Genomic DNA, 26,426 nt, shown 5'->3' with positions numbered 1-26,426 from the left:
GATATCATATTACAACTAAATATCTCACCACTGCCAAGATCAATCATCGCTGCAGCAAAAGTATGACTGTCTGCAAACAGCCGACAAAAACACCTAAAATGCCTCCTAAATTTACAATTCCCTGCAACTCACTTTTGACAATTCCCTGAATTGCTAGCTCTAATTCTTCGGGAGAAGTGCCTTTTACTCGATCGACAATCACCTGGTCGATATTTAAAATCGGGATAGCCTGAGCTACAATTTTTTCTAAATCCCGCTCTAAATAACGATCTAAAACCAAAGCTAGTTCTTTGCTGACAATTTCTAGGGAAGCGCTCATTACCGCTGAAGTTTGCAATCGATTCAGAATCAACCGCGAAATATTTTCCCAGTCAATAGATTTGCTCAACCCATCAAGTACCTCTGTACCCCGCTGTTGAACGTAGGTGCGAACGCTGTCGCGCATTGTTTTTCGCAACTGTCTTACAGTGGAAACCGGTAAGTTTTGCATTGACAAATTTTGCAGCCATTCCTGAAGTCGCCCGCGAATTCCTAAAGAAACTGTTAACTCTGCTAACCGCTTATTTGTTGCTTCTCTGTCGTCGAGACAAAAAGTCCGCAGCCGAGTTAAAGTGTTCCGCAAACCAAACAAATTGGCGACAACCCAATAAGTGCCGCTGGTTTTTTCTCGAAACCCTTCATCGATAATCGAAATATTGCGATCGGTCAAAAAGTCAATTAAAGCCTGCCGCAGCACTTCCGGCGGTATTACTACCTGCAATAGCCAATCAGCCAACTGAGCCGCCTGAGCTTCTGTTAGCTGAATTTCTAGCAAAACTTGGTCAAAAATTTGATTTAGCTGAGCTTCTAAAAAATCTTCCCGGCGCGCCAAAACTTTGAGAATTCGCGGCACAGATTCTCCCAGCAAATCTCGCAGAATGTTAGCGAGAATTTTAGATGTTTTTTGTTCTGCGTCTGCTTTTACCTGATCCAGCGCCAACTGCAGCAGCCAGAGAATTATCGACTGCATCCGCTCAGTTTGCAAAAGGCGGCGCGCCAAATTTTGCAATTCTTGTGGTGTCAGCAGCGAACCCATAATTGTGTCAGAAATTCGCTTGGCCAAGCGTTCTTGGTTGCGCGGGATCAAGCCGGGAGTGAAAGGCAACTGCCGCCCTTTGATATAAATAGCTCGATAGGGGCGAAACAGCATTTTGATGGCTATGTCGTTAGTAAAATAGCCAATAATGCCTCCCACTACAGGCGGAGCAAACAACAGCCAAATGTCAGACTGGTTCATCAATAATTGGGAATTGGGAATTAGTCAGTAGTCAGTAGTCAGCAGTCAGTAGTCGGTAGTCGGTAGTCGGTAGTCGGTAGTCAGTAGTCATTAGTCATTAGTTAACAGTCAACAGTTAACAGTCAACAGTTAACAGTCAACAGTCAACTGACTAATACCAATACTCCCATCATAGCTCCAGCAATGGGATAGTGGGTGGCTCGGGCAAATCCGGCTTCGCGGGCGATCGCGACTTGCTGCTGACCGATCGGGAATTTTTCTAAACTAGGATTAATGTAGGCATATTCTTGAGTCATCCCAAATTGCTGAGCAATTGGCACCACGAGACTGTCGAGATAAAACTGCTGAAAGCTCCGCATGAGGGAATTACTGGGGCGGTGGAGGTCAAGAATGGCGGCTTTTGCGCCCGGTTTTAGTACGCGGTGCAATTCTTGAAGGCTGCGGGGGATGTCCGTCACGTTACGCAAGCCGTAACCCATTGTGGCGCAGTCAAAGTAATTGTCGGTAAAAGGCAAGTCTAGGGCGTCAGCTTCTATCCAGGTTATGGGACTTGTCTGGGTAAGCAAAGGTCGATCGCGCAAAGCAGCAACAGCCAATTGTTCGGCGGAAAAATCTACTCCAAATACACAGCCGGTAGGCCCTGCTTGTTTGGCCAGCAGCAAAGCTAAATCCCCGCTACCGCAGCACAAGTCCAAACAAGTATTTCCCGGGCCCGCACTGCTCCAATTCACGGCCATTTGCTTCCAAATCCGGTGCTGCCCCAAGCTCAACCAGTCGTTCATTTGGTTGTAAACTGGTGCAATTCGGTTAAAGATATTTTTAATTTGTTCGGCGTTATTAGTCATTGGTTATTGGTTATTGGTTATTGGTTATTTGTTGTTTGTTATTGGTTATTGGTTATTTGTTGTTTGTTATTTGTTGTTTGTTATTTGTTATTAGTCATTTGTTATTAGTCATTTGTTATTTGTTATTGGGAATGGGGAATGGGGAATTGGGCGGAGCGAAGCGGAGGGATTGGGAATGGGGAATTGGGCGAGCGCGAAGCGGAGGGATTGGGCGGAGCGAAGCGGAGGGATTGGGCGAGCGCGAAGCGGAGGGATTGGGAATGGGGAATTGGGCGAGCGCGAAGCGGAGGGATTGGGCGGAGCGAAGCGGAGGGATTGGGCGGAGCGAAGCGGAGGGATTGGAAATGAGGAATTGGAAATGGGGAATGGGGAATGGGGAATTGGGCGGAGCGAAGCGGAGGGATTGGAAATGGGGAATTGGTAGCAACTAACCAATGACCGATGACCAATGACCGATGACTAATAACCAATAACCAATAACCAATAACCAATAACCAATAACCAATAACCAATAACCAATAACCAATAACTAATGACTAACCACCTTGAAAACTCGTCAGTACCAAAGCAACTTCTTGAGCGGCGAGGTGAACTGTTGTGAGTTCGTCGGGGCGCAGGGAACAAGGTTGCTTCCACTGGAGGGACATCAGGGCGAGCGATCGACCTTTGTGAATCACCGGCACGATCAAGTGAGCTTGAACGCCAGATTTTTGATAGTGCGGCAGACTAGCTAGGGCTGCGTCGCTGGCAATATTTACAGCACCCTGAATAGTTTGAGAGGAAATTGCCTCTCCAACCAGAGGGTCATCAGCCAGCCAATTTTCCACAGTTTGTCCGCTGGTGTGAGTGCCTTGGACTGGCATTAAAACATTTTCTTCCAACATTTGCAAGATGCAAACATCCGCCAAAAAATTATCGCTAACAGCAGTAGCCATTGGTTCTAAACTCAGTTCCAAATTCGGATAATCCACAGCCGCCTGCATGATTGTTGCTAACAGTTGTATTTGATTTTGGGCGCGGTGCAATTCCTCAGTCCGCTGCTTGAGAACTTCATAAGTCTCGGCAGCTTTTTGCACCACCATTTTCAATTCGTTAGGGTCCCAAGGCTTGGTGATATACTTGTAAACCTGTCCAGAGTTAATTGCATCCACTAAGTCTTCAATGTCCGTAAAACCCGTCAAGATAATTCTGACGGTATTCGGAAACTGTGGTACGGTCTTGCTGAGAAACTCTGTTCCCTTCATTTCAGGCATCCGCTGGTCGGAAATGATGACGGCGACCTCGCCCTCAATACCGAGGACTTCCAAGGCGCGAATCCCGCTATCAGCTTTGAGTACGTTAAAATCTCGTCGGAAAGTGCGGTAGAGTAAATCCAGATTGTCTGGTTCATCGTCTACTACCAACATTTTGGGTTTTTTCGGTCGGTGTAGGGTCATGAGCTGGCGTTTAATTTGATCGAGCTCTGGAATGGCATTATCCATAACAATACGATAAACTCCCCTTGGTAAATTTAGGCGAGCAACTATTCTGTAACAATAGTCTCATACTTCCCTTACTATCAATCGATCGCTCTGCCGCGACACGATGCTTGCTGATATCGAATCACACTTGACATCCGCCCCGGCGTGAACGCACGGGGATTCTAGAAATCACTTTCTAGACCTTTCTGCTTCATCGCAACCGCCATCAGACTTATGCCTATCCGGTCTTACGTTCGCTCCACAGACTTTCACCGCAAGCCCTGCGGCAAGTATATTTTGGGCGGCGTTGATATCTCGGTCGTGGTGAGTGCTGCATTTAGGGCAGTCCCATTCCCTCAGATTCAACGGCAGCCTTTCAACGATGTGACCGCAATGCCCACACCGCTTAGAACTGGGAAACCAACGATCGATCTTAATCAAAGTGCGATCGTACCATTTACACTTGTATTCAAGTTGCCTTACCAACTCACCCCAACTTGCATCACTGATGGAGAGGGCGAGTTTGTGATTTTTCACCAGATTCTTCACAGCCAAGTCTTCTACGGCGATGGTTTGGTTTTCTCTCACCAACCGAGTTGTCAACTTGTGAAGAAAATCTTGTCTAGCATCGCTAATTTCCGCATAAACTCTAGCGACTTTCAAACGCGCTTTTTGGCGATTTTTAGAGTCTTTTTGCTTGCGACTCAATGCTTTTTTAGCTTTTGAGAGTTTGTGGCGTTTCGCCTTGAAACATGAGGGATTGGTAATTTTTTCACCCGTACTCAGGGCCATCAAACTCGTAATACCCAAATCAATCCCGACTTCATTAGGAGACTGGGGCAATGGTTCAATCTCGATATCCACCAACAGCGAAACACTCCAGCGTCCAGCAGGCGATAGTCTCACCGTGACGCTAGAAGGTTCTGCGCCTTGAGGGATAGCCCGACTCCACCGAATCGCCAAGGCTTCAAGGGTTTTCGCCAAGAACAGTTGACCGTCTCGCCATTTGAAGGCAGACTTGGTAAATTCTGCACTGCCGCCATTGCGCTTTTTCTTAAAGTTGGGGTATTTCGCCCGTCCTGCAAAGAAGTTAGAAAATGCAGATTGCAGGTGTCTCAAGCCCTGTTGCAAGGGGACGCTACTAACGTCATTAAGGAAATCAAGATCCTCTTGTTTTTTCCATGCAGTCAACAAACTAGAGGTTTCGGTGTAGCCAACTCGCTCTTGCCGTTCGTACCATGCCTCAGTTCTGGCCCAGAGAGCGCGGTTGTAGACCAATCGAGTACAGCCCAAGGTTCTCCGAAGCAAGGTTTCTTGCTCCGGAGTCGGATAGAAGCGGTACTTGAAAGCTTTTTGTGTCATGCTTACATTCTAGCACTTACTTTGTGAGCAAACCTGAAGATATTGTAAAGCTGTCCTCAAAGGACGGGGTTTTTACCCAAATTTCTGATAAATTAGCACTGGTTTTTGATTAAATTATGACTGATACACCTCAAGATTTCTCGCCTTCTGCACCTGCACCCTCCACTAATGCTGTGGATGTCGAAAAGTTAATTCGATCGCTCCGCCGCAAGGAAGGCACTTGGGTAGAGTGGGGACAAGCCTGCACCGCCTTACAGCAAGCAGGCTGGAGTTCTCAGAAGGTTTTTGAAGCAACTGGTTTTGAGCCAATTCAGCAAAATCAAGTCAGCGTCGCAGCCCAAGTTTACACCAGCATGGTCAACGCTGGCGGTTCGGAAGAAGTTCGATCGCACTTTCTACGCAAAGGAAGTGATATTTTATACGAATTTCGGATTTTGTCTCAGACAGAGCGAGCCGGAGCAGCAGCTTTGATCCTAGCCCACAATTTGGATGTTGACGATGCTCGTCAAGTTGCCAAAGCCATGAAGGAGTTTTCGCACTTCGGGAGTCTCCCGCAGGGGTTCACAGACACTCCAGGGGATGCTGTAGCCTACCAGTGCTGGCAGTTGGCGAGACAGAAAAGCGATTTGCAAGAGCGATCGCGCTTAATTGCTCGCGGCTTAAAATTAGCTAGCAGCCAAACAGCTAGGGGGCAAATCGAGCAATTGCTCGTAGATTTTACCGTAGTTCCGAGGCGGGAAGCGCCCCGCTTACCCACCTACAGGGTCGATTCAGAGGAACAACTGCCCCGGATTGTCCCGGTTGCCGGCAAATTGCCGCTTACTGCGTCAGATTTGATAGCAGTGCCTTTACCGGAGGAAATCGAGCCGTTCCGAATGGTAAAATTTGCCGGAGCCGGAGCTTGGGTGGCGATTCCCGGATGGCAGGTAATTTTGAAAGCCGAAGATCCAGTGGCGATTTTGGAAATGAGCGATCGATTGCCGGTACCGCTGCAAGGTAAAGTTGAAGAAGTTTTGATTATTGCCGATCGCGCCCAAAGACAGTGGGATGCTGACAGTTATTTCCTCGCAGACAACGGGGGAAATTTAGAATTGCAATGGTTTGAAACATCCCCGCAGTTGTCGATTTTGGGACGAGTCGTGCTGGTGATGAGACCGAAGAAGATTCTGGATGAAGATTATACCAAAGATGGATGGCAAATAGACGATTAGTCAGTTGTTAGTTGTCAGTTGTTAGTTGTTAGTTGTTAGTTATTGGTTGTTGGTTGTTAGTTGTTGGTTGTTAGTTGTCATTAGTGGCCATAGGGTGTGTCGCTTGCAGACGATATTTGGAGCCAATCGACAATCTCCGCGCGACGCACCTTCTACCATTGGCGATTTTAAATTAGGAAGGATATCAAGTCCGCTCTATCGCAATATTTCGGCGTTTGGTGCGTCGCTACCCGATTGTCGATTTGTTCCAAATATGATCTGCAAGCGACACACCCTACAAACTTCTTCCTTCCTTCTTCCTTCTGCATGATGACGTTGTACGGAAAGCTCGGAGGCGACAGCAAAACATGACTAATGACTACTGACTAATGACTACTGACTACTGACTACTGACTACTGAGGCGGTTTCGGTTCTTGAATTTTCGGAACAGAATGCTGTTTCTTAAATCGAACAACACCGTAAACCGCCGCACCAATTAGCAGAAAATAAGGACTGTAAGCTAACATCCAAATAGCCAAACCAAACAAACCGAGCGTCAATTCGCCCACAGAATGAGTCGCTTTCCCCCAAGTTTCCTGCGCCCGCAAACCGAGAGAAGGTTCGGGATCTTGCTGAGCCGAGACTGCGGCTTCTAAAGTTAAACTAATTGTCGAATAAGCTACTTGATTCCGCAAACTTTTTAACTCAGCATCAATCCGCTCGATCGACTCCCGAATATTGCTCAACTCTTGAGCAGCTTTCAACACATCCCCCACAGAACCCGATCGCTCCATAATTTTTAACACAACTTCTTCCGATTTGCGAAGATTCCGCAGCCTAGCGTCATTATCAACTAATTGAGTAGTAACATCCTCAGCCGTAAGCCCTCGATTCTGTACGCTTCCGAGTTTTGCTAAAGCATCTAAAGTAGTTTCTAACTTTGCTTGAGGTACTCGAATCTCCAACGTTGCGGTTTGGCGGATACTAGAATCCGGTGGCTTTTGGTTTTGGAAACCCAAGATATCGCCTTGCTGCTTTTTCACAATCTCGGTAACAGATTTAGTGCTAGTGTCAATTGATTTGACAACGACACTGAGCTCGGCTTTTTTAATCAGTTGGGGAGTAGTTGCTGGAGTTTCTGGAGGTGCTGTTTTGGATACAGCAGAAGTTTTTGGCTGTGCGCCTTGTCTTGCGACTGGGGCGGGTGCCTGTTGCGGTGCAGATGCGACAATTTGGTTTTCGCGACTGCTGGATGAATCTGCGCTACCTCCAACGCTGGAGGGCGAATTTGCGGCACAACTCGGTAAAGCAATAGCTGAAGATAAAGTTAAAAATGCCGCCACAGCAAAACGAATTGTGCTGTTGTTGGGTTGGTTTAGGTGGGGCTGGTGCGGCCGGGAATTGGTTTTGAGTTGAGTTTTCATTAGGGTTTTTCCTGTAAGGTATTGAATTTTATGCTGGTTTTAATTTAAGCTCGGATAGATGGTGTTAGTTTAGCCGATACAAAAATGGAAACGGTTGGGGTTGAAGATTTTGGGATTTTTAACCGCAGATGAACGCAGATAAACGCGGATGTAATAATGACTGATGAATTTGATTTGGATTTTAGCCGATCGACTACTGAGATCGATCGCCCTGACAGCACTTTCTCCGAGTTAGAGCCGGCGGCTTTTTTGGTGGCAGCTTGCGGTAAAATTCGTGAGAGCCTGCGTAAGGGGCAGCACGAGATGGCGGATTGGACAGGCGGCCCCCTTGCCGTTTCCGCCGTTCCAGGGGCCGGGAAGTCTACGGGAATGGCCGCTGCGTCCGCAATTGCGATCGCCCGCCATCGGCTTCACAACCGCCGCCAGTTAATTGTGGTGACATTTACGCGATCGGCTGCTGCTAATATTAAAGCTAAAATTCGCCAAAGATTAGGAGAATTGTCTTTATCCCAAGGCGGTTTTGCAGTACACACATTGCACGGTTTAGCTTTAAACATTGCCATGCGCCATCCCGATTTATCGGGTTTAAATTTAGAAAATTCTACCTTAGTGACTCCGACTCAAAGTCACCGCTTAATTCGCACTTGTGTAGAACTTTGGATCGCCGAAAATCCCCGCCGATATCAAATTTTGCTAGAAGGACAGCAATTTGATGGAGAGGAAACAGAGAGGCTGCGGCGACAATCGGTTTTGCGGACGGAGATTTTGCCGCAGTTAGCTAAAACTGTGATTCACGAGGCGAAATCTTCTGGTTTGTCTCCCGAAGAGTTGTTAGAAAGGGGCGAGGGAGATTCGAGCGACGACTATCAAATTTTAGCCGTAGCTGGCGGTTTATATCAAAAATATCAGACTTTGTTGAGGAGTCGAGAATTTATCGATTACGACGAAATGATTTTAGCAGCTTTGCGGGTGTTGGACAATCCGGGAGCAAAGGCGATCGAGCAAAAGCAAGTATTTGCCGTTTTCGAGGACGAAGCCCAGGATTCAACACCTTTGCAAACTGAACTTTTGCAAACATTGGCTCAAGATCCAGACTCTCCTAATTCACCTCCCAATTTTATCAGAGTTGGCGATCCAAATCAAGCGATAAATTCTACATTCACTCCCGCAGACCCGATTTATTTTAACAAATTTTGTGACGAGTGCGAAGTTGAAAATAAGTTAGCGACAATGGACGGCGCAGGCCGCAGCAGCCAGGTAATTATCGATGCAGCTAACTTTATGTTGCAATGGGTAAATCGCTCGGAATTAGCCGGAACCGAACAGCCTTTTCGCAACCAAATTATTCAAACAGTTCCCAGCGATGACCCCCAACAAAATGCCAATCCCGATCCCATTGGGCGCGGTTTAGAATTGTGTAATCCCAGGGATATTTACCATAGTGTTGAGTTAATTGGTAAGCGGGTAATTGAGTTAGTTGAGCAATTTTTGCCTGCGAATTTTGAATGGGTAAACCCTGACCAAAATATCCAATCAGGCGGTGAAGAAAGGAATGCAGAAAATAGCCCAAAATTGCCCTTAGAACATCTCAAATCAATGGCAGTTTTGGTGCGGGAAAACAAACAAGGCAAGTTTATCAAAGAAGTTCTAGAAAATCCGCAAAAACACGGATTAAGCTTTGATTTGCGTAAATACGGAATTAAAATTGAGGATGTGGGAGAACGCGACAGACATTCTCAAGTACCTTGGGAAATCTTAACACTGCTGCAATTTCTCGATCGCCCGCACTCACCAGATTACCTGAAAGCAGCATTAAAGATTTTGAGCGATCGGCAACTCATCCCCAAACAAGACTACAATGCCTTTACAACCAGCCCCGAACAATTCCTCTACCCAGGCCCCCTAGACCCGCAGCAGTCAGATCCCGTGCAGAAATGTCGCTATTTTTGTTGCAGTTTACTGCAAGCACGCTTAGAATTACCACCATACCAAATTATCTCATTTTTAGCCTTAGCGCTGCAATACGACCAAACAGAATTAGCCACAGCCGACAAATTAGCAGAAAGAGTAGCAATCCAAACCGCCGGCAACAATTCAATGCACAATATATTAGACGTACTGAGCGAAATTGTCAGTTCCGAAAGATTTGAACCTGTAGATGCAGACGACAAAATAGAAGAACGTTATACCAGCAAAGGTCAACTCACAATTATTACCATGCACAAAGCTAAAGGCTTAGATTGGGATTGCGTATTTTTGCCATTTCTGCACGAACAAACTATCCCCGGAAGTTTGCGAGTTTTGCCACAAACTAGATTTTTAGGAGATTTCACCTTAGCAGAGGTAGCGAGAGCAAAAATTAGAGCGAGTTTGCACGAAAAATATCCTTTACCAAATCTCGGTGAAGCGTGGGAACAAGCAGGTTATTTGAAAACAGCAGAAGAATTTAGATTGCTTTACGTAGCGATGACTAGAGCCAAAAGTTTGCTGTGGATGGCGGCCGAGAATAAAGGGCCTTTTACTTGGAACAAACCAGAGAATTTGCAAACTCAAAAACCTTGTCCGGTGATGCCAGTTTTGAAACAGAGATTTCCTGGGAATGTGATGTTGTAAAATAGATTTTTGAAACGAACCGCGAAGACGCAAAGGACGCGAAGAGAAGAAAAGAAAGACTTTCGCCAAAAAAACTTCTCTTTTCTTCCTTCGTGTTCTTCGCGCCTTCGCGGTTCGTTAAAAAAAATCTCATTCATAAATGAAATATAATTGCACTCAAACTCACTATGACTAACCCAGAAATTCGCACAACTAACGTCACAATTCCCAAATGTGATGTTGTAAAATAGATTTTTGAAACAAACCGCGAAGACGCAAAGGACGCGAAGAGAAGAAAAGAAAGACTTTCGCCAAAAAAACTTCTCTTTTCTTCCTTCGTGTTCTTCGCGCCTTCGCGGTTCGTTAAAAAAAATCTCATTCACAAATGAAATATAATTGCACTCAAACTCACTATGACTAACCCAGAAATTCGCACAGCTAACGTCACAATTCCCAACAAAGATTTACAAATTGCCGCTTACCTAGCCCAACCCGCCACCGCCGGCGAATTTCCCGCAGTTATCGTCATCCAAGAAATCTTTGGCGTTAACTCGCACATCCGCGAGGTTACTGACAGAATAGCAAAGGAAGGATATGTGGCGATCGCCCCGGCCATCTACCAGCGCCAAGCCCCCAACTTTGAAACCGGTTACGCGCCGGAAGATATCGAAATCGGCAGAGAATACAAAGAACAAACTACCGCATCCGAACTCCTCAGTGACATTCAAGCCACCATCGATTACCTCAAAACTTTACCATTCGTCAAACCACAAGGTTTTGGCTGCATCGGTTTCTGCTTCGGCGGACACGTAGCCTACCTTGCCGCTACTTTGCCCGAAATCAAGGCTACAGCGTCTTTCTACGGCGCTGGTATCGCTACGAATACCCCCGGTGGCGATACTCGGACGATCGCCCGTACAGCCGACATTCAAGGCACTCTCTACGCCTTTTTTGGCACTCAAGACCCCAGCATTCCCAAAGAACAAGTTGACCAAATCGCTGCCGAATTGGAAAAACACAGAATTCCTCACCAAATTTTCCAGTACAATGCGGATCATGGCTTTTTCTGCGACCATCGCGGCAGTTTCGACGCTACCGCCGCAGCAGAGTCGTGGGTGCAGGTGAAGCAGTTATTTCATCACGAACTTCAACTAGCTTAGAGAGTGGAAGATGGGGAGATGGGGAGAGTGGGAGAATAGGAGAGTGGGAGAGTGGGAGAGTGGGAGAGTGGGGGAAAATCTTCCTTCTTTCTTCAACATATGACAACTGTCAACTAACAACTGACAACTGACAACTGACAACTGACAACTGATAAATAAACTGACATGAATTCCAAATCTACAGGTTCTCAAAGCGCAAAAGCATCTTTTTCAATGGATGATTTTGCTAAAGCCCTCGAACAGCACAATTACGAGTTCCAGAAGGGACAAGTCGTGCGCGGCAAAGTGTTCGAGTACGACTCAAACGGTGCGTATGTTGATATCGGCGGCAAGTCTTCGGCTTTTTTGCCGATCGCAGAGGCTGCTTTGAGAACGGTTACGGATTTGTCGGAAGTGGTTCCGCTAAACGAGGAACAGGACTTTTTAATTATCCGGGAACAAGACGCAGACGGCCAAGTTACTCTGTCTCTGAAACAGTTACAAGTTCAGCAAGCTTGGGAAGATTTAGTTGCATTGCAGGAAACCGGTAAAGTGCTTCAGGTGCGGGTTTCTGGCGCGAATAAGGGCGGCGTGACGGTGGACGTTGAGGGAATGCGCGGTTTTATTCCCCGATCGCACTTAGCCCAACGCGATAACATAGAATCGTTAATTGGTCAATCTTTGACGGTGAATTTTTTGGAAGTGGATCGCGATCGAGACAAACTCGTACTTTCCCAGCGGATGGCCTCTCAATCGAGCGCCTTCAGTCAGTTGCAAATCGGTCAGTTAGTGGAAGGAAAAGTTAGCAGCATCAAGCCTTTTGGCGTGTTTGTGGACTTGGAAGGAGTTAGCGGTTTACTCCACATCAAGCAAATCAGCCAAAAATATATTGATAACCTGGCACAGGTTTTTGCTCCCGGTCAACCTATAAAGGCGCTGGTAGTTGACCTCGACGAAGGTCGCGGGCGGATTTCCCTTTCCACTCGGGTACTGGAAAATTATCCAGGGGAAATGGTGGATAAAATGGCTGATGTCATGGATACCGCAGAAGAGCGATCGGAACGCGCTAGAAAGACTCTTTCTTAGGTCTTGATATAATTAAGCTGTTCTCTATTTAAATTGTGTGTCAAGAATCAATCAAACCATTAGTGGGATCTTGCTCTGAGCAGCGTCCCGAATATGCAATTTAAATGGGCGACAGCTTACCACCCCAGAGCTGATTCATTCTCTTGTAGGGGTAATCACCCCGTGGTTACTCCAGCCCATGAAATGAGGACAAATCGTCGGTGAATAGGGTCGGCACGGGGCACGACCCTACAAAATTATCATTTTTTGTAGAATGAATCAGCCCTGCTTATCACCCCACTTTTTAAAGCAGTCGGGGCTCTCATTTATCTTCCCTTAACCCCATTAGCTACTACTCCAAATACTTTAATATCGGCTGCATTTAGTTGATCTAAAGCTTTGCTTACCATGTCTCTATCGGTCTTTTCTATTTTTACTATCAGCACTGTACCATTAGTTTGAGAAGCTACTAAATGACCATCAGCTAAACCAATTAAAGGTGGCGTATCGTAAATTACCAAATCAAATAATACCAGGAACTGCTCCATTAAATAGTGCATTTTTTTTGAAGAAAGTAATTTAATTTGATCTGGGGGAATAGTACCAGCAGTGAGGACAAAAAGATTCTCATCGTCAGGTAATCGCTGAATAGCCTCATTTAAACTTAAATCAGAAGTCAAAGCATCACTTAAACCTCTCATATTTGAGATGCCAAGGTATGTGTGCAGTTGAGGAAAACGCATATTAGCATCTACTAATAATACTCGCTTACCTACAGCAGAAGCAGTTTTAGCTAAATAAACTGCTACAGTGGATTTACCCTCACCTTTAGCAGTCGAAGTGATAGTTAAAGAACTTATTGGATCTTCAGCATTTAATAACTGAATATTTGCATATAAGTAATGAAATGCCTCAATCAAAGGAAAATCCCGATCGTTAGACATTATTATTTGTCTTAAACCTGCGCTGTGAGTTGTTGAATTTACGCTAGTGAACTTACTTGATATCCTTTGCCTCCTACGAGATTTAATATTCATTGCTTTGGCGATCGGGATAACTCCCAAAAGGGGGCGTTTAGCTAAGGATTTAATTTCTTCTGGAGTATGGAAAACAGTATTTAAAACTTCTACTAAGAAACCTACAGCAATACCTAGTAAACTACTAATCACGATCGCTATAGCTAAGTGGCGCTTGGTTGGTTTTGGTTGGACTATATGGAGATCACCATTGTCCTCTGTGACTAACTGTGGTTTAGATATAATTTGCCAAGAGCCATCAATTTGACCAGCATCTAGTTGTAAGGTTTTTTGTTTTTCTAGGAACAGTTTGAGAGTATCTTTAGCTAGTTCTAGTTTTAATTGTATTTCATCATAGCGACGTTGAGCTTGGGGCATTTGAGTGATTTTTGCTTGCAGTAAATTTTGGCTATTAGTTATCAATCGCTCGCGAGCTTCCAACTGTTCTAGTTGTGATTTCATCTGAAGGAGGACAGACTCAGCTTCTTTTTGCATTAAATCGCGCAAACTTTGCTGTTTTTCCCGCAAAGATTGAATGGGAAGGCTATTTTCATAAAACTGAGTAGAGCTTAAAGCTAATTGCGACTCTATTTCATTTACTTTGCTCATTAAACTTTCATAAGACTTTGGTCTAACATCAACAATCCAGCGATTATCGCCCGTTAAAGATATTTTTTTATAGCTTTCATATTGCTGCCTACTTTCTGCTAGTTGTGCTTGTACTTCGAGGCGACGATTAGCTAAACTATCTAGCTGATCTGATAGGCTGCGGCTGCGTAGTTCTGGTTGATTAAAGCTATACTTAACTCTTAATACTTGTAATTCTTGTTGCAAGTTATCTACTTTCTGCTGGAGGGGTGATATTTGTCTAGCAATAAAATCTATACTTTGTTTGCCAACTCTTAAGCGCTCTTTGTCCATATATTCTACGTAATATTTGGCCATTTCTTCCAGCACATATTTTATGCGCTTGGGGTTGGGATCGCGGTATCTAATATCTAGGAGTTTAGTACCCCCCTGCTTTCCATCTCGCAAGAAAGTCACACGTTCGATAGTTAAGCGATTTTTGAGAGTTTTATATTCAATATTTGGATATCTTTTTTGTAATTTATTAATTAATGGTATTAGCACTTCTGGGGTTTTCAAAACCCGCGTCAAACTTTGATAATCCACTGAGGAACCGTCTTCCGCTGATGATTTAATTTTGTTCAAGTCTGTTATACCTAAACTATTATTTTGAGCTTGGACTAAGAGCTTTGATAGCCGATCGTCCGTCGTAAGAGGTTCTACTAAAACAGTAAATTTTCCTTCGTAATCAGAAACAATCTTTTTGGCATTCCAGATAATGAAACTACCGCTCAAAGTAGCTATGCTAGCAGCTACTATGGTCATCACCATAAGGCGACGTTTGACGACAGCTATTACCCAATTCATATCAAGGACTTGGTCATCCTCCTCTGGGGTATTAGCTAGGTAATTAGCGGAGGGGACAGACAGATATTGAGCATTAAGGTCATTCTTGATGGAAGAAAACAGTTTTTTATCCATAAGACAAATGTTATTTGATTCCTAATTTCCTAATAGCTTTAACAGTTCTATGAGCCTGGTAGGAACGAGTATTCCACCAATAATATTACCAAATGGTGCGAGAATCGTATTAATATTGTCCCCCCAGATAGCAGTCCTAGAACGTGCCACTATAATTATATCATTATCTTGAATAAGTGGGTTGGTTTGAGCATCGATTCCTTGATTCAAATTAATTTGTATTTGGGAACGGGATATAGTGCCATTAGGATTCAGCCGGATCAGTTCCACAGCTTTAGAGTTAGCGCGACTTGCTCTGAAACCCCCCGCACTCATAATTGCTTGATTTAAAGTAGTATTAGGAGGTAATTTGAGTCCCCCCGGAGTATTGACTTCTCCGATAACACTCACTTGCACAGTCCCCGGAGCAAAGCTAGCATTAGCTAGAACAGAAACTTCTCCTGGGTCGATCGCCGTCGCGGTCGGGACAAAAATAATATCCCCTTCTTGCAGCATAGTATCTTGAGATGTATCTTGTTCTTGCAAATATTGCCAGAGGTTAATAGTGCTGATTTGTTGTTTGCCGCTTCTAGTATAACGTTGAAGTTGAATTTGGCGAATATCAGCGATTGATGTGATGCCCCCAGCTAGTTGTAAAGCTCGAATGATGGTCGGTTGTCCGTTGGTTCTTTGACCATTTTGGGTATCACCACCGATCACTACATACCTACCCGGGCGCTTTACCTCTCCGAATACTGACACAGTACGGGGTTGCTCTGCTGGTTGAGAAAAGTTAGATTCACTAACTTGATTTACTTCTGCTAAGTTAATTGTTTCTTGAGGGGGAACCAATATTTGATCTCCATCTCGCAACGTTATATCTTGGGTTGTTTGACCAGTTTGTAAATAATCCCATAGGTTATAAGTTATAGTTATTTGTTGGTTGCCATTGACCCGACGTCGGACAATTACTCGGCGGATATCGGCGCTAGCTCGAATACCCCCAGCTTTTTCTAAAGCTTGAGGAAGTGTGGGAAACTGCACCGATGGGCTAGTTCCACCTCCATTAGCTAGAGGTAATAAGTAGGAGCCGGGACGACTTATTTCACCGGACAACCAAATATTCAGCGGGCGGGCAGCTTGTAAGCTGATGGTAACTAAAGGTCTTTTGACGATGCGACCATAAGCTTTAGTGATAACTTGGGCGGCCTGTTCTAAAGTTAATCCTTGAAGGGAAACACTACCAATAATCGGGATTTGAATAGCTCCCCCAGCGGGAATTTGATACTCCCCACTAAGCTGGGGCAAATCGTAGATATCAATTTTGATATTGTCTCCACCACCTAAATAATAGTCAGTATTAATCCTGATTGCGGGGGAGCCGGACTGAGCGAAGTTGGTTTGAGGGTAGGAGAGAGTGAGTACCAGCACCAGCAGTGGCACTTTTAAGGCAGGAACGGTAAGCCATTTCATAGGTAGCAACAAATTTGATGATAGAGGTAAAGCCATGAAAGATATTTTAAGGGTGCCGATGTTTGCGTTGATGCTTTTCTGTTTAGCGGCCATCTTCTGTGTAACTCTTTATATTTTAGTCGCACGATATCCCAAATTTGGTGTCACATTAGAAAAGATTTTTGTGGTGATATTTTTTTTAACCTTCACTGGTATCACTGCCATGCCCTTTCCTAAACTCCATCCTAGCGTTTTATATAACTTTAACACTACACCCCCAACAATTATTGGTCAAATTGCTATTTATAGTGCGATGATATTAATGTTATTTCCCCGATTAACTAAAACTATCCATAAAACAGTTTATCTAGTCATTAAATGGATATCAGGAGACCCTTTTTTGGGTTTGTTTTTGTTGATGGTGACTCTATCTGGCTTGTGGTCACAAACTCCTGAAATTACTTTACGGGCTGTTTGTGCTCTGTGGCAAATAACACTGGTTTCTATTTATGTCGGTAAACAGTATAGTTGGTCGGAAATTTATGGATTATTGAGATGGCTAAGTTGTATATTAGCTTTATGGGGAGTTGTGAAAACAAATCCAGCAGCGGACGGTTGTTGGAGAGGAGTTGTCGGTCATAAAAACCCTTTTTCTTTTCAAATGGCTAATACTGCTTCTTTATGGATATTATATGCTTTTAAAGAAAAGAAATATCGATATTTCTCCTTATTTATAACCCTAATAGCTTTAGTGGGGTTGCAAAAAGGTTGTAGTGGTGCTAGTCGAATTTTGACAGTGGTATTAATCAGTTTGTGGAGTTATCTAGCCCTATTAAAAAAATTACCTGTAAAATGGGCTTTTGTCTGCTTTATATTATTTTTGGTGACGAGTATAGGTATAAGTATTTTAGTATTAAATAATTTAGAGGCTATTGTTGTCGATGGTTTGCAAAAAGATATGACTTTAACGGGTAGAACCGATTTTTGGCCTTTAATTATTGATCGAATTAATCAAAATAATCCCCTATTTGGTTATGGGATGGCAGGATTTTGGCAGCCTTGGCGTGGCTTGGACAATCCAGCTTACGGAATTGTGGTAGTTAAAACTGGTTTTGTGCCACCCCACTCTCACAATGGTTTTATCGATCTACTTTGCGAACTGGGTTGGGTCGGATTGTTGTTGTTTATTTTGTCATTTTTTAATAATATATTTAGAGGTATAAAGTACCTAGTTAAAGAAAGTTTTCCCGAGTCAGCTTTGCCTTTATATTTATTAACATTTATGCTAATGACTAATTTGACAGAGACGGGATTATTTGGGATTGGGACTTCTTGGTGTTGGTATGTAGTTTTATCGGTAAAATTGAGCTTAGATACGACAGATAAGGATCATAAAAAATGATGATGTCAGTATTTTGTTAGACTGATTAATCCGGAGACTCGATCGCACACTGTTTAGCCTGAGCTCCAATAATAACTAATACCATGTCCGGTTAATTACCATAACAAAAGCGGATCGCACGTGCGGAATGCGAGTCTGATGTAGAAAAAACTCGCATTCCGAACGATCGAACCTGACGTATATCGGTCAGTCAAGATCTCATTTTTTTGAGAACTGTTATATATAGAATGGTGTGCGTAAGTCTAGTTTACTTAACATGACTCGTCGAAGTTGTTTCAGTCTCAACCTGTGCTTCCACCGGCCAAGCATTTTCCATATCTAGTGATTGTTTCGGCTGATAAACTGCTAAGTCAAACCAGAAAGTCGTACCCACATTAACTTCGCTCACTAAATTAATTTTAGTGTGGTGCTTGTCAATAATGTTGCGGACAATAGAAAGACCTAACCCCGTTCCTTCTAGAGTGTGAACTCGGTTTTCTACCCGGAAAAAGCGCTCGAAAATTGCTTTTTGGTCTGCGGTATCTATACCAATACCAGTATCAGAAATTTCTATCCGCACTACCGGAAAATCTATAGAGTCAGGTAATAAGTTGTGGTTCCCGGATGTGTCGTCTTTGTGGGTTGCCTCCTCCGACTCTATCAAATACGCTCGAATTGCCACTTTGCCGCCAGCCTCGGTAAACTTTAAGGCATTTCCTACTAAATTTGCAAATACTTGCAGCAGCAAATCGTAATGACCTAAAGCGGGCGGCAAACACGGGTCAACTTGTTGCTCTAATTCGATGCCTTTATCCTTGGCATTTAACTGATAAGTCCGCAGGGTTTGTTCAACTGCTTGCGGGAGGTCAACGGCCTCTAATTCATAGATTCGGCAGGATTCCAGGCGCGACAAGTCTAACACGTCGTTGACTAAACGGGTGAGGCGATCGGTTTCTCGATTGGCAATTTCTAGAAATTCCCGGCGCTCGCTTTCTTGCAGGTCTTCTCCGTACTCGTAGAGAGTTTCAATAAAAGATTTGATATTAAATAAAGGCGTTCTCAATTCGTGAGAAATATTGCTAATAAAATTGCTTTTAGCCTCATTTAATTCTACTTCGCGGGTGATGTCCTGAACTGTCATGGCGATGCCTTTGAGACTTTCTCGGTACTGTCCAGAACCTTGATGTTTGGAGGCTTCTTCGTAGAAAGTACACTCTACTGCGATCGGGCGTTGCGACTCGGTACAGGTATTTTCTTCGTCGCGGACGCAGCTTTTGCAAAGCGGTTCTGCACCAGGGGCTTTGTGGAGAATTACGGTGGTTAGCAGAATCCGAATTGTGCGGTTGACGGGTTCTTTTAGAGAAATCCGAAATTCGCCGCCTTCGCGATCGCCCGCAGCTATTTCCTGCAGGGGTCTTGCCAAATCGCGCTGCACTTCTGCTGGTAAAATCTGCAGGACATTAATTCCCATCGCATTTTTACCTTCCCATCCAAAAATCCGCCTCCCCGTCGGGTTGACTAAAATTACCTGCAAATTCGCATCCAACAACAGCGCCCCGTCAGCAATAGTTGAAACCAAAGTTTCCAGCTTCGCTTTTTCCGCTGTCAACTCTTCAATATTTTGTTCTTCATAACTTTCTAATTTCTCGGCCATCTCGTTAAAACTGCCAATCAACTCGCCCAATTCTCCGCCCAAAGGCAGGTCAACTCGCTGCTTAAAATTCCCGCCAGCGATATTTTTGACCCCAAATACTAATTGTTTGATCGGGTGAGTAATTGTCAGGGCATTAAATACAGCCCCCAAAATAACCATCACCCAAATGGTGACAAATACTGCTAAAGTGACATCCCTAGTCAGATTTGAAGATATCACTGCTGCGGGATTTGGGTTAATGCCGATCGCCAAAACTCCCAAATACTTGTCTTCGTGAATTAGTGGCACAAATACGTCGGTAACTTCTCCATCGGGCGTCAAATGCTGCCGCACCAAAGGCACAGAAGTCAAATTTCTCGCCTCAATGTCGGCGATAAAATTATCCGGGAGTTTAATTTGGCGGCGCAGTGTCAGGGAAGTACGCACCTCGGATTCGGAGAAAGGTATCCCCAGAAAAATATCTCCTCCTTCGTCGGCGTACAGCATATAGCGGACGCTGGAGGTGCTGCTGTAAAATTGTCGGGAAAAGCGGGCGACTTCGGAGCGATCGTTCTTCGCAATCATTGGCGCCACATTTGCCGATAACAGCAAGCCGAGATCGCGGCCGTAGCGGGTATCGTTAAGTCGGGCATCTTCCTGGATAGTATTCACGGCCCAGAAAGTCAAGCCGCTCATAATTAACGAAACTACGAGGGTAGCAGCAGCCATCAGGCGAGTCTGGAGGGTAAAATCCGACCACCAGCGGGCAATAATTTCTCCGATTTTGTTTAGTATGGCCAGCATTTTACCAGTTCACCAGTTCAATATTAAAAACAAGATTAAGTCAGTAGTTATTAGTCAGTAGTCAGTAGTCAGTAGTCAGTAGTCAGTAGTTATTAGTCAGTAGTTATTAGTCAGTAGTCAGTAGTCAGTAGTTATTAGTCAGTAGTAGTGCGAGTGTCCCCGCTCCCTTTCCGTCCTGGGTCATGGGTCATGGGTCATTAGCGATCGGGCAACAAGGTAAAAGGGAAGAAGATATACACAGCAATCTTTTTAGCGATCGATATTTCACGTTTAATTAGGTAAATTTGCTTAATAGAGTTTTTGGTCGATCGAATTTTCTGCAGCGACTTGTCCGCTACCGCCACCGCAGAGATGCCAAACTTCATTGTTACACTTCTACTTTGAGAATGCTTGGCTTTCCGATGGCGGTCGATCGCGCAATGCCTAATTGCTGCGATCGCCCAGGGCTCGACGGCCGATGTCGCGGCGACAGTAGACACCTTCAAATTGGATGCAATCTACCGCTGTGTAAGCTTTGTTTATAGCTTGTTCCAAAGTTTCCCCCGTCGCAGTCACGCCCAAAACGCGGCCGCCCTCGGTAACTAACTGCTGCTTCAACTGAGTACCGGCGTGAAACACCTCTGCACCGTTGGCTTCAGCTTCCTCAATACCTGTAATAACTTTGCCTTTTTGGTAACTTCCAGGATAGCCCCCCGAAGCCAAAACTACGCACACAGCAGCCCCCGACTTCCAGCGAATGGGATATTCGCCGAGACGCTGCTGACAACAAGCCAGCACCAAATCTTCTAGGGGAGTTTCCAACAGGGACAAAACCGCTTGAGTTTCGGGATCTCCGAAACGGCAGTTAAATTCTAAGACTTTCGGTTCTCCTTCCGCTGTAATCATTAAACCTGCGTAGAGAACGCCCCGGTAGTCGATATTGCGTTTTTGCAGCGCTGCGACGGTAGGTTCGAGAACTTCTGTTTGAATCCTGTCCATCAGTTCCGGGGTGACAATTGGGGCTGGGGCGTAGGCTCCCATACCGCCTGTGTTGGCTCCCTTGTCGCCTTCGCCGATGGCTTTGTGGTCTTGGGCCGGCAGCAGGGGTTCTACTACGATTCCGTCGGTGAGGGCGAGAATCGAGACTTCTTGACCTGTTAAAAATTCTTCGACAACGACTCGGATGTTATCGCTGCCGAATTCGCCGCGGAAAATGGTGTTGATGGCACTGTGAGCCATTTTGATGGTAGTAGCAACGGTGACTCCTTTGCCTGATGCTAGTCCGTCTGCTTTGATGACTATGGGAATTCCTTGCTCCACAACGTAGGCTTTGGCGGCTTCTGCGTTGGTAAATACGGCAGCTTTGGGTGTGGGGATGCCTGCTTCGAGCATCAATTGTTTGGCCCAGGATTTGCTCGATTCTATTTGGGCACCGGCTTTAGTGGGGCCAAAAATCATCACTTTTTTTTGTTGGAAGTAGTCAACGATGCCTAGCGATAGGGGCAATTCGGGCCCTACTATCACTAATCCGATGTTGTTGACCATCACAAAGCGTTCGATGCCTTGGAAGTCGTCGATGTTGAGCGACAGATTTTGACAGCCTTTGGTGGTAGCTGTGCCACCGTTGCCAGGTACGCAGAAGACTTGTTTAATCCGCGTAGATTCTAGCAGTTTTTTTACGATCGCGTGTTCGCGACCTCCATTCCCCACAACCAAAACTTTCACAGCATCCTCACCTATAAATTTTGTTCTCTGAATGTTTGATTTTCAGTGTTTGCACCTGTCTATCTGCTTTTTGCAGCGCCCTCAATTATGCCATGCTTAGCGCTAGGGAATTGCTAGATGTGGCACTTTTATGGAAGGCTGCGGCTCAACTGCTGTTTCCCTAATGCTGGGTTCGTGCAAGAATTAAAGACTTTCGCCACCCATTTTTTCTAGGTTCTGCCTCGAAAAAATCATGCAATTAAAACTCTTTTCTGGCTTTTAACTGTTCAATTAATGTAATTCATCGGGGGACAAATCGCGATAAAATAGGAAAGTTGACACCAGGAATTTTACTCACATGAAATCAAATCAAACCGCTGCGAGTTCGTCTGCCAAATTGAAGCGGGTGGGCGTTGTCGGCGGCGGCCAGCTAGCTTCGATGATGGGAGATGCTGCTAGCGCGCTGGGTATTGAATTGGTAGTGCAAACTCCTAATGCTACTGACCCGGCAGTTTCGGTTGCTGCGGGTGCTGTTTTGGCTGCTATTGATGATGTTAATGCTACTGCACAATTGGCTACTGGCTGCGATGTTATTACTTTTGAAAATGAGTTTGTTGATTTAGATGGTTTGCGATCGCTAGAACAGCAAGGTGTTTTATTTCAGCCGAGTTTGTCGTCGCTTTCTCCGTTGTTGGATAAGTACGTGCAGCGCTGTTATTTAAAAGGTTTGGGTTTGCCAACTCCGAGGTTTTGGACATGGGATTGCGGCGCGGATTTGCCGATCGACTTTCCGTTTGTGGTCAAAGTTCGCCGTCACGGTTATGACGGCCAAGGTACTTTTATTGTCAAGGATCGGGAGAGTTTTGAGTCGATTAGTGCTAAACTTAAAGGCCAGTCTTTACTGGTAGAAGAGTATGTGCCGTTCGATCGCGAGTTGGCCGTGATTGCTGCTCGATCGCCCGCTGGCGAAATTGCAATTTACCCGATCGTCGAAACCCAACAGCAAAATCAGGTTTGTCGCGTGGTAATCGCGCCCGCCGATATTAGTTTAGATCTGAAAGCCGAAGCAGGTGCGATCGCCCGCACTCTCCTCAACAGTTTGGAAGCTGTCGGCGTATTCGGCATAGAATTATTTTTAACCGCCGACAATAAGCTGTTAGTCAATGAAATTGCCCCCCGCACCCACAACTCGGGACATTTCACCATCGATGCTTGCGAAACTTCACAATTTGAACAGCATTTGCGCGCAGTTTGTCAACTCCCTTTAGGCAATTGCGATTTGAAATGTGCAGGTGCTGTGATGGTAAATTTGCTCGGCTACGAGTCTGCCGAGTCCGATTATGTAGAAAAACGAAAACAACTGGCACAAATTAGTGGCGCTTTTGTACATTGGTATGGTAAGAAACTATCGCGTCCCGGTCGCAAACTCGGTCACGTTACAGTTGTACTCGACGCAGAATCGGTGCAAAATGGGGAAACGTCCGCGAGTGCGATCGCTCAAACCGTAGAATCCATCTGGTATGCAGCTTAAATTGCTCGAAGCTTGCCAAAATCTGGTTAGTTGCTGTATATTAAATAAAGGTTCTACTGCGACGTTGGTGACTGCCAATAATGTTTTTTTGATCTATAACTCTTAACTCTCGGGAATCAAGATGTTTGGACAGCAGTAAACTGGGCTTGTACCCAGAAACTTTAAGTCCGAGCCAACGGTGCCCACCTGGTAAAATACCAGGTCAAAAGCTGAGGTAAGACGGCGTTGCGGGGAGCCATTATAATTTCGATTGAGATAGGCGCTGTGAAATACGGCCAGCCTATTTTTTTTGTTTAATTGGGCGAGCGCGAAGCGGAGGGATTGGGCGGAGCGAAGCGGAGGGATTGGGCGAGCGCGAAGCGGAGGGATTGGGCGGAGCGAAGCGGAGGGATTGGGAATTGGGCGAGCGCGAAGCGGAGGGATTGGGAATTGGGAATTAGTTTCGATCGCAAATAATCAATAACTACTGACTACTCAATGCTGACCAATAACCAATAACCAATAACTAATAACTTTAGCTGACGGGGCGACAGGTCGGTGTCCATTGCTGCAAACAACTGCAAGATTAGCCGATCGCCCAAGGCGCTGTATCTTCGAGCAATCCTGCTAAAATGCGACTAGGTGCGATCGGTTCAACTTCCGGCAAAAAGCGCCCGCCTTCAACTGCAGTCAATCCGAATTAACATTAATAAAAATGGTTTTTTCCATGCCCTACAGTGAATTTACACTCCGAAAGGCTAAACTGGTTTTTGGCTTAACAACAGTAGAAGCAGGGAGAATTTTGCCACCAACCGAGTCGATAGATCCTAGCTCCTATTTGATATAATCGCTAATTCAAGGATTGCCGCTGGCCACCGCTACGGGTTCTTAAAAAGCGCGATCGAAACTAATTATTAGTCCTATTTTAGTCGAATTCCGCAAGATTTTACAGCAGCAAGTGAGTCTATTCTCAAGAGAAGATTTTACTCTTAAGCCGGAGTTGGGATTGAGCGGAGTTTGCAATTTTTAAATCAGTAGCTCTCCCGAACAAATATTAATCGAAGCGCCTGCATTTGTGATTGTTGAAGCAAAAAAAGCTGATTTGAAAGTAGGTTTGGGACAGTGCGCGGCCTAAATGGTGGCGGCTCAAAAGTTTAATGAAATTAACAATATCCCGATCGCCAGAATTTACTGCATCATCAGCAGCGGTACTGTTTGGAGATTTTTGAAGTTGGAGGCAAAAACTCTGACAATTGACCTCCATGGCTCTGCTGTGCCTCCTGTGGAGCCACTGTTGGGGATGTTGGTTTGGATGGTTCGGGACGGTTAGCTCGATCGACCTCAGCCTGAAAATTCTACAATCTGGGGTTGCGCGAAACCAAGGTGATGGCGCGATCGCCCTCCGAAGCTCTCCCTAAATCCCCCCCGCAAATCTCCCTTGCAGAAAGTACCAAAAACGTGATACCTTTGAGCCTTGTGTCCAAATAACACCAGCTCATGCCAAAACTCAAAACTCGCAAAGCAGCCGCAAAGCGCTTTAGAGCGACCGGCACCGGTAAAATTGTGCGCCGCAAAGCCTACAAAAGCCACTTGCTGCAACACAAAAGTTCAGCTCGCAAAAGCCGTCTATCTAAGCTGGTCGTCATTGATGAGACCAACGACGCTAACGTCCGGTTAATGCTTCCATACTTGTAAAGTTTAACGGAAATTAAAAATGACACGGGTAAAACGCGGTAATGTCGCCAGAGCGCGCCGCAAAAAAATTCTCAAATTGGCCAAGGGTTTCCGAGGCGCACAGTCGAAACAGTTCCGCACAGCTAACCAGCGGGTGATGCAGGCCCTGCGTAACAGTTATCGCGATCGCAAAAAACGCAAGCGCGATTTCCGCCGCCTGTGGATTGCTCGGATCAATGCCGCATCTCGCCTACACGGTACGAGTTACAGCAAGCTGATCGGCAACATGAGGAAGGCTAATATCGAAATCAACCGCAAAATGCTGGCACAAATGGCAATCATTGACCCGGCAACTTTCGGTAAAGTGGTAGAAATGGCCAACCGAGCTGCTGCTTGAAAGCTCGATCGGTTTTGAGCAGGAAAAAAGCAGAAGTAGGAAAGATTTAGCTATCTGCCAGAGAAGGAAAACTCCTGATAAATTTAGGAGGTTGAGACTAACTTTTCCTTCTTTGTTCTTACTTCTGAATTCTTGCTTTTTCCGCAATCGCGATCGCCCTATTCGATCGCCACTTGTTTTTTATACAGTTGCAGCAAATTTTCAAGATTGCTCGCGCATTAAAATAAATAAAACCCTCCACAGACCTACCTAATTTAAAAAAAACATGGATAGTAATTTGCTGATTGTTTACCTGTCAGTTCTGCTGGCTATACTTGGCAGCAGTTCCTGGTTTATTGTCCGCCAAATTCTCAAAACTAGGAAGCTGGAAATGTCTCTGGAACGCTTAGAAAATAAGCTGACCACCGAAAAAGGCACAGCACAGGAATACTACCAATTAGGAAGTATCTATGTAGATAAGAAGCTTTATTCGCAGGCTACCGTACTGTTTCAAAAAGCTCTGAAAGCCCAAGAATTAGAAGGCGATGAAAATCCAGCGTTTATTTACAACGCTCTGGGTTTTGCACACTTCGGCCAAGAACAGTACGACATCGCGATCCGCAATTACAAAGAAGCCCTGAAGTTGCAGCCCGAATACGTTACATCTCTCAATAATCTGGGTCACGCTTACGAGCGCAAAAAATTAATATCTCAAGCCTTGGAAATGTACGAACAAGCTCTCGCCTGCGATCCAGATAATGCCACTGCTAAAGGACGAGTAGAGTCCCTCAAAAAGCGTTTGGTAATCTATAACTGAGCGCCGGTTCGCACGGAGCAATACAGTTCCCGCAAACCTGGTTTCTCTCCGAAACCGGGTTTTTTATTTCCAGAGAAAAAGATGCTCAACTATTCAATACATTAATGCGTTAATTTTTAAGAACAGCAATTCGACCGATCGCTCGATCGCGCCCCGTCGGTGCAGTTTAAACTACTGTCAAGATAAAAGTAGTACCTGC

23 protein-coding genes and 1 other RNA gene are annotated in these 26,426 nt (G+C 45.1%); 13 read left to right on the top strand and 11 right to left on the bottom strand.

Annotated elements, in window-relative coordinates:
* Nucleotides 1-43 precede the first annotated feature (43 nt).
* Nucleotides 44-1,276: a DUF445 domain-containing protein gene (locus IQ263_RS03575; RefSeq protein WP_194010015.1), complete on the bottom strand. Its 1,233-nt coding sequence runs from the start codon at nucleotides 1,274-1,276 to the stop codon at nucleotides 44-46.
* Between the two features lie 143 nt (nucleotides 1,277-1,419).
* The gene (gene ubiE / locus IQ263_RS03570; protein ID WP_194066205.1) at nucleotides 1,420-2,121 is read right to left on the bottom strand and encodes a bifunctional demethylmenaquinone methyltransferase/2-methoxy-6-polyprenyl-1,4-benzoquinol methylase UbiE; all 702 of its coding nucleotides are present in this window, start codon (nucleotides 2,119-2,121) and stop codon (nucleotides 1,420-1,422) included.
* Nucleotides 2,122-2,252: 131 nt separating this feature from the next.
* Between ubiE and IQ263_RS03565 the strand changes: the two genes are divergently transcribed.
* Complete coding sequence (locus IQ263_RS03565) at nucleotides 2,253-2,552, top strand: hypothetical protein (protein ID WP_194066204.1); 300 nt, start codon at nucleotides 2,253-2,255, stop codon at nucleotides 2,550-2,552.
* 105 nt (nucleotides 2,553-2,657) lie between these two features.
* Here the strand turns inward: IQ263_RS03565 and IQ263_RS03560 are convergent, their stop codons facing one another.
* On the bottom strand, nucleotides 2,658-3,602 hold the full coding sequence (locus IQ263_RS03560; protein ID WP_194066203.1) for a response regulator: 945 nt from the start codon (nucleotides 3,600-3,602) through the stop codon (nucleotides 2,658-2,660).
* 168 nt (nucleotides 3,603-3,770) lie between these two features.
* Complete coding sequence (locus IQ263_RS03555) at nucleotides 3,771-4,943, bottom strand: RNA-guided endonuclease InsQ/TnpB family protein (protein WP_194066202.1); 1,173 nt, start codon at nucleotides 4,941-4,943, stop codon at nucleotides 3,771-3,773.
* Nucleotides 4,944-5,059: 116 nt separating this feature from the next.
* On the opposite strand from IQ263_RS03555, the gene IQ263_RS03550 reads away from it, so the two are divergent.
* Nucleotides 5,060-6,154 carry a RuBisCO accumulation factor 1 gene (locus tag IQ263_RS03550; protein WP_194066201.1) on the top strand — a complete coding sequence of 365 codons (1,095 nt, stop codon included), beginning with the start codon at nucleotides 5,060-5,062 and terminating at the stop codon, nucleotides 6,152-6,154.
* Between the two features lie 393 nt (nucleotides 6,155-6,547).
* On the opposite strand, the gene IQ263_RS03545 is transcribed toward IQ263_RS03550, so the two are convergent.
* A complete protein-coding gene (locus IQ263_RS03545; protein ID WP_194066200.1) occupies nucleotides 6,548-7,558 on the bottom strand; it encodes a DUF4349 domain-containing protein in 1,011 nt (336 codons plus the stop codon).
* A gap of 156 nt (nucleotides 7,559-7,714) precedes the next feature.
* On the opposite strand from IQ263_RS03545, the gene IQ263_RS03540 reads away from it, so the two are divergent.
* The 3 genes from IQ263_RS03540 to IQ263_RS03530 all read left to right on the top strand — a co-directional run bounded on the left by IQ263_RS03540 (nucleotide 7,715) and on the right by IQ263_RS03530 (nucleotide 12,375).
* Nucleotides 7,715-10,171: an ATP-dependent helicase gene (locus IQ263_RS03540; RefSeq protein WP_194066199.1), complete on the top strand. Its 2,457-nt coding sequence runs from the start codon at nucleotides 7,715-7,717 to the stop codon at nucleotides 10,169-10,171.
* A 392-nt stretch (nucleotides 10,172-10,563) separates the two neighbouring features.
* Complete coding sequence (locus tag IQ263_RS03535; RefSeq protein WP_194066198.1) at nucleotides 10,564-11,310, top strand: dienelactone hydrolase family protein; 747 nt, start codon at nucleotides 10,564-10,566, stop codon at nucleotides 11,308-11,310.
* Between the two features lie 165 nt (nucleotides 11,311-11,475).
* Nucleotides 11,476-12,375, top strand: coding sequence for a S1 RNA-binding domain-containing protein (locus tag IQ263_RS03530; protein ID WP_194066197.1), 900 nt, complete (start codon nucleotides 11,476-11,478; stop codon nucleotides 12,373-12,375).
* Nucleotides 12,376-12,680: 305 nt separating this feature from the next.
* On the opposite strand, the gene IQ263_RS03525 is transcribed toward IQ263_RS03530, so the two are convergent.
* Entirely contained in the window at nucleotides 12,681-14,918 is a 2,238-nt protein-coding gene (locus tag IQ263_RS03525; protein ID WP_194066196.1) for a GumC family protein, read from the bottom strand.
* Between the two features lie 21 nt (nucleotides 14,919-14,939).
* A complete protein-coding gene (locus IQ263_RS03520; RefSeq protein WP_194066195.1) occupies nucleotides 14,940-16,370 on the bottom strand; it encodes an SLBB domain-containing protein in 1,431 nt (476 codons plus the stop codon).
* 34 nt (nucleotides 16,371-16,404) lie between these two features.
* Here IQ263_RS03520 and IQ263_RS03515 point away from each other — a divergent pair, with 34 nt between their 5' ends.
* The gene (locus IQ263_RS03515; RefSeq protein WP_194066194.1) at nucleotides 16,405-17,751 is read left to right on the top strand and encodes an O-antigen ligase family protein; all 1,347 of its coding nucleotides are present in this window, start codon (nucleotides 16,405-16,407) and stop codon (nucleotides 17,749-17,751) included.
* A gap of 247 nt (nucleotides 17,752-17,998) precedes the next feature.
* Here the strand turns inward: IQ263_RS03515 and IQ263_RS03510 are convergent, their stop codons facing one another.
* From IQ263_RS03510 to purD, 3 genes are all read right to left on the bottom strand, one after another.
* Entirely contained in the window at nucleotides 17,999-20,167 is a 2,169-nt protein-coding gene (locus IQ263_RS03510) for a HAMP domain-containing sensor histidine kinase (RefSeq protein WP_194066193.1), read from the bottom strand.
* Between the two features lie 197 nt (nucleotides 20,168-20,364).
* Entirely contained in the window at nucleotides 20,365-20,532 is a 168-nt protein-coding gene (locus IQ263_RS03505; RefSeq protein WP_194066192.1) for a hypothetical protein, read from the bottom strand.
* 58 nt (nucleotides 20,533-20,590) lie between these two features.
* Nucleotides 20,591-21,871, bottom strand: coding sequence for a phosphoribosylamine--glycine ligase (gene purD, locus IQ263_RS03500; protein ID WP_194066191.1), 1,281 nt, complete (start codon nucleotides 21,869-21,871; stop codon nucleotides 20,591-20,593).
* Between the two features lie 337 nt (nucleotides 21,872-22,208).
* Here purD and IQ263_RS03495 point away from each other — a divergent pair, with 337 nt between their 5' ends.
* From IQ263_RS03495 to IQ263_RS29720, 4 genes are all read left to right on the top strand, one after another.
* Nucleotides 22,209-23,381, top strand: coding sequence for a 5-(carboxyamino)imidazole ribonucleotide synthase (locus IQ263_RS03495; RefSeq protein WP_194066190.1), 1,173 nt, complete (start codon nucleotides 22,209-22,211; stop codon nucleotides 23,379-23,381).
* A 50-nt stretch (nucleotides 23,382-23,431) separates the two neighbouring features.
* A non-coding RNA gene (gene ssrS, locus IQ263_RS03490) (6S RNA) lies at nucleotides 23,432-23,619 on the top strand.
* A gap of 59 nt (nucleotides 23,620-23,678) precedes the next feature.
* Nucleotides 23,679-23,837 (top strand): hypothetical protein, encoded by a 159-nt coding sequence (locus tag IQ263_RS03485; protein WP_194066189.1) that lies wholly within the window; start codon nucleotides 23,679-23,681, stop codon nucleotides 23,835-23,837.
* Nucleotides 23,838-24,495: 658 nt separating this feature from the next.
* Nucleotides 24,496-24,690 carry a hypothetical protein gene (locus IQ263_RS29720; RefSeq protein ID WP_339384899.1) on the top strand — a complete coding sequence of 65 codons (195 nt, stop codon included), beginning with the start codon at nucleotides 24,496-24,498 and terminating at the stop codon, nucleotides 24,688-24,690.
* A 25-nt stretch (nucleotides 24,691-24,715) separates the two neighbouring features.
* Here the strand turns inward: IQ263_RS29720 and IQ263_RS03475 are convergent, their stop codons facing one another.
* A complete protein-coding gene (locus IQ263_RS03475) occupies nucleotides 24,716-24,913 on the bottom strand; it encodes a hypothetical protein (RefSeq protein ID WP_194066212.1) in 198 nt (65 codons plus the stop codon).
* On the opposite strand from IQ263_RS03475, the gene rpmI reads away from it, so the two are divergent.
* From rpmI to IQ263_RS03460, 3 genes are all read left to right on the top strand, one after another.
* Complete coding sequence (gene rpmI / locus IQ263_RS03470) at nucleotides 24,858-25,055, top strand: 50S ribosomal protein L35 (RefSeq protein WP_194009999.1); 198 nt, start codon at nucleotides 24,858-24,860, stop codon at nucleotides 25,053-25,055. The genes IQ263_RS03475 and rpmI overlap by 56 nt on opposite strands.
* 19 nt (nucleotides 25,056-25,074) lie before the next feature.
* Nucleotides 25,075-25,431, top strand: a complete 357-nt coding sequence (rplT, locus tag IQ263_RS03465; RefSeq protein ID WP_194009998.1) for a 50S ribosomal protein L20 — start codon at nucleotides 25,075-25,077, stop codon at nucleotides 25,429-25,431.
* 265 nt (nucleotides 25,432-25,696) lie between these two features.
* Nucleotides 25,697-26,227, top strand: coding sequence for a tetratricopeptide repeat protein (locus tag IQ263_RS03460; RefSeq protein WP_194066188.1), 531 nt, complete (start codon nucleotides 25,697-25,699; stop codon nucleotides 26,225-26,227).
* Nucleotides 26,228-26,426 lie beyond the last annotated feature (199 nt).

Source organism: Tychonema sp. LEGE 06208 (genome assembly GCF_015207505.1).
Lineage (GTDB): Bacteria > Cyanobacteriota > Cyanobacteriia > Cyanobacteriales > Microcoleaceae > Microcoleus.
Note: the sequence above shows the minus strand (reverse complement) of the source record. Positions and strands in the feature narration are given on the sequence as shown.